Raw genomic sequence first — 4,280 nt, 5'->3', positions numbered from 1 at the left:
TAAATTGTCAATAATATGCTAAATATAGCTACCACACAAACACATTACTCTGGAATACTTATATAGCTCTCATTTAAAAACTTATACATTTTGTTTTGGAATCTTTTAACATGCTTTTAAACTCATCTAAATTATGTAATAAATCTGCTTGTTTGCCTTGTAAAGACTTATCTTCATTTTTATCATGCTTTGGGTTTATAATCAAATCTAGCATATCTTCTAAAAGTGAGATATGTTTTAGCAACTCTATGCAAGATAAATCTATATTTGTGTTATATGAAAAACTCCATTACTATAGAATTAGTCCAATATGAAAGCATAAAATTATTCGCCCTATTTTCTATCGCTTTACAATAAAGATGATAGAGAAAAGTTTACGTAAGATTATAAAAGGCTCTAATAATATTAGAGAAATAAAATTAGAAACAAAGCGATCTAAAATCACTTTTCAAGAATCAATGCTTACTAAATTGTTGTTGTAACCACATTTTAAACTTTGTAGCGATGTATTTATGTGGCTTATTTAGTTTAGATTCTAACTTTGCAAGCCTTGAATCCATTTGGCGCATTCTGTCTGCTATAGAATCTAACACAACCTTATTTACTGTGATTGCTTGGGATTGTATATTATACATTTCCACAAACTCATCTAAAAATCCATGAGTTTGCATAGCCATATTCCACCATTCATCACTATAAGGATATTTTTGCAGCTTTAAGTCCTGTGTTATGGCATATGTAGTTCGCCATGGCTTTGATGGACCATTGAAATGAGCTATTTTTAAATTATCTATTACATGCCGCATATTTTCATCATGTAAAGAGTCTATACACTGATATATTAGCAATCCATACTCTGGAGGTAATTCCACTATGTTCGAGTTAATAACGGCATTTAGAGCGTCTTGGTCTGGAAATTGTGCTTTATAATGTCGTAAAAAATCTAGGCATTTTGATTCTATATCATTTGCTATCCAAGCCTCATAGTTGATCAATAATAATCCTGCACAAAAATAATAAGATAACTTAGAAAAGTCATAATCTGCACCATTATTTAAGCTTTGCAATTTATGATTAGATACATCACAATCAATATATCCCGAGTTGCTAGCTACTATGCAATTAGATAGATTAAGCAAAAAAAGCTCTCGTATATCACATAAAACAAGCATATCAGTATCAATATATAAGATATTTTTAATATTTTGTGCATTTGTTTCTTTTAAATTATCTAGCTTATTAACATTGAAATGTGGGGGGGGGGGGTAATAGCCTTTGATAGCCTTAGTCTATAGTAGGTTAAATAATTTTTAGAATCCTCAAACCCCCATTTTGGCATACTATGAAAATCATCATCATTCATAGTATGAATCTTAATCTTGCAAGGATAGATTCCATTTAGATTCTCCTCTAGGATATGTAGTTTGTCTTTAATTTTATTTGAAATTCCATCAGTCAAGATATGAAAGCAGTAGGGTATATTGTGGTTTAAAACTTGATTTAAATCATTTTGATGGTTGTTGATATTGGTATTTCTTACAATACTAGTAAGCAAAACTGCTAGATATTTAATATAGTTTTCGTCCGCACTCAATACAACATTAAACAATGCTTGTCCTTTTTAAAAGATTCTATTATTATATCTAAAGACATTGGCAATTACAAAAAATAGAATTTTAGCTTAGTGCTACTTTAAGCAAATCCTGCTAACTTACATAGATTATAAGCCAAATAATTCATTCTCTTCCTTACTTATGTCTATTTGCCCAGAGAGATAAAAGTATTTTCTCAATACCAATAGATTTATTGCGCCTTCCAATTCTAAATCAAAAAACTGCTTACAAAACTCGTGAGCATTATGAATAATATCTAATGCTTCATTCTCATTGCTAAGATAATAGTCCATCTTATCCATTACATCACCATAAGAGCTATCAATTTCTACATAATGCACATTTGGCTTTAGCCTTGATTCCATAAACCATGTTTCCATTTCAGGCTTTGGCATAATACACAATGAGTTAGAGCTAAGAATCCACTTTAGATTACTAGCTACATCATATCCCTCAAGACTTAGCAAAAACTTATATGGCAGATGATTAGCTATTTGTAGCTTTGGCTTTGTCCAAAGGGAATGAAGATTTCGCGATTCATAGGAGTTTGGAGCAGAAGGCACATCTTTACCCTGATTTGCATTATGAGGTGCATTAGCATTATTAAAATTAGAACTATCCAAAATCAAATTATTTTGCAAGTTTTTACAAAGAGGCGAAGCTCTAGCCAAATTCATTTCATCTTCAAGCATTTGCACAACCTTAGACTCTGTCATATCAGAATCAATTCTGCCAACATGCCCTATATCACATCTAGGATTAGAAAAATATTTATGAAAAAACCGAATTCTATGCTTTTGATATACGGCACCACGAAAAAGTAATATATTCTTCTTATCTTTAAAATCTATAGTGTCATGCACAAATTGAAAATGCCTATATTTTTCCAACCATAAAAGCACAGAATAAGAATTTCCTGACACAATAGGGCGAGATTTTACAATGCTTTGAAAATTCATCAATGAACTAACATCATTGTATAAAAAAGCCCAACGCAATGAATTAGGAAAATATCTAAGCCATTCTTCTGAATCGTAATAATACACAGAGCCAAACTTAGAGCTATTATTTCTAATATAATCAACATACGGCGGAATAACATCTAGCTTATACAAACGACTAAATGGCGAAAATTTAGAGCTATTATCAATGGATGTCTTAGGGGGCAAGTCTTGCTCACTTTGCGGTATACTAAATGGCTGTTGTAATTTATTGTAAAAATTTACTCTATCTTGTAAAATGTCTAATTTCTTATCATAGATTCTAAATATATTGCTAATATGGGATTGTAAGGAAGACTGAAAAAATATCTTTGGTATCTTGGATTTTATAACTCCTTGTATATTATACATTAAGCGGGAATGTCGCAATACTAGTCCTTGTTTTAGCAAAATTGACTTGATAGCTCACGAACTAATCGCACCAAAGCAATAGCATTATCTCGGGGTAAATCCTCTATCATACCATGACCTAAGTTAAAGATATGCCCCCTATTTCGCATAGCATTAAGTATAACTTCAACTCCTTGCCGCATAGAATCATAATCATAAAGTCTAGCTGGCTCAAGATTACCCTGTAAAACAAATCTATTACCAACTTTATGTTTTGCTTCTTGCATGCTAATTTGCCAATCAATGCCTAATACATCAAAATCTCCATATAACTTCTCTAAGTATGCCCCAACACCTCGTGGAAAAATAATAATAGGAATGTTTGGATATTCATGTTTAATATATGATGCAATATCGCGTAAATATTTCCAGCCAAAAGCTAAATATTGAGACTCCTCTAAGGCATTAGCCCATGAGTCAAATAGCATTATTGCATTAACTCCTGCTTGTATCTGCAAGCTTAAGTATTGCTTGATTTCATTACTTAGAATCTCTAAGAGCCTATCAAGCAAAATAGGATTAGTATAGAGCATTTTTTTGCTTTTATAATAGTTCTTTGTGCCATGACCCTCAATCATATAAGTAGCCAAAGTCCAAGGTGCGCCGCTAAAGCCAATTAAAGCCTTGTCATTGCTAAGATTCTTACGTACACAGGATATAGTATCATATACATATCCAAGCTTGTGTTGTATACCTGTTTTTAGTGATTTTAAAGATTCTTCATTATTTATTATATGATTAAATCTAGGCCCAAAGCCATGAATAAACTCCAAATCTAAGCCCATTTCATAAGGAATCACCAAAATATCGCTAAATAAAATTGCCGCATCAACATCTAATATATCGATTGGTTGTAATGTAATCTGTGTAGCTAAATCGACGCGACTACACAGATCTAAAAAATTTTTAGCTTGAGATCTAATTTCTTTATATTCACTCAAATATCTACCTGCTTGCCTCATCATCCAAATGGGTGTGTATGGTGTTTTCTGCCTAAAACATGCCCGAATAAAAACCATAATCTAGCCTTACTAAATAATTATTTTGCTAAAGTCATAAGATTTATTATTACAAAATTTTACCAAAGAAACTTCATTTTACTAGAAATCGATTAAGGCAATTATCACTATTTGCTAGGAAACAATAAGTTAATAACCGAAGATTCCAAATCTAACGCTTTAAAACTTCTTCTTATTTACATCATCTAATATCTTTTGTGCAACATTATCTACTGCATTGCTTATTTGCTGTGAATGGCTAGCAATTTCTGCATTTT

Annotated in this window: 5 protein-coding genes; all 5 read right to left on the bottom strand. The window is 31.5% G+C overall.

Going from position 1 to position 4,280, the window contains the following annotated elements:
- Positions 1–73 precede the first annotated feature (73 nt).
- Positions 74–214, bottom strand: coding sequence for a hypothetical protein (locus LS73_RS09875; RefSeq protein WP_161976617.1), 141 nt, complete (start codon positions 212–214; stop codon positions 74–76).
- A 241-nt stretch (positions 215–455) separates the two neighbouring features.
- Positions 456–1,202 carry a glycosyltransferase family 8 protein gene (locus tag LS73_RS09650; protein WP_267891707.1) on the bottom strand — a complete coding sequence of 249 codons (747 nt, stop codon included), beginning with the start codon at positions 1,200–1,202 and terminating at the stop codon, positions 456–458.
- A gap of 29 nt (positions 1,203–1,231) precedes the next feature.
- Positions 1,232–1,609, bottom strand: coding sequence for a glycosyltransferase (locus LS73_RS10475; protein ID WP_104717622.1), 378 nt, complete (start codon positions 1,607–1,609; stop codon positions 1,232–1,234).
- Between the two features lie 111 nt (positions 1,610–1,720).
- Complete coding sequence (locus LS73_RS09640) at positions 1,721–2,983, bottom strand: glycosyl transferase family 90 (protein WP_233708909.1); 1,263 nt, start codon at positions 2,981–2,983, stop codon at positions 1,721–1,723.
- Positions 2,984–2,997: 14 nt separating this feature from the next.
- Positions 2,998–4,023: a uroporphyrinogen decarboxylase gene (hemE, locus tag LS73_RS09635; protein ID WP_034557854.1), complete on the bottom strand. Its 1,026-nt coding sequence runs from the start codon at positions 4,021–4,023 to the stop codon at positions 2,998–3,000.
- Between the last annotated feature and the right edge of the window lie 257 nt (positions 4,024–4,280).

The sequence above is a fragment of the Helicobacter muridarum genome (genome assembly GCF_000765805.2).
Classification (GTDB): domain Bacteria; phylum Campylobacterota; class Campylobacteria; order Campylobacterales; family Helicobacteraceae; genus Helicobacter_A; species Helicobacter_A muridarum.
The sequence above is the reverse complement of the archived record's forward strand: the minus strand, read 5'-3'. Positions and strand labels throughout refer to the sequence as shown.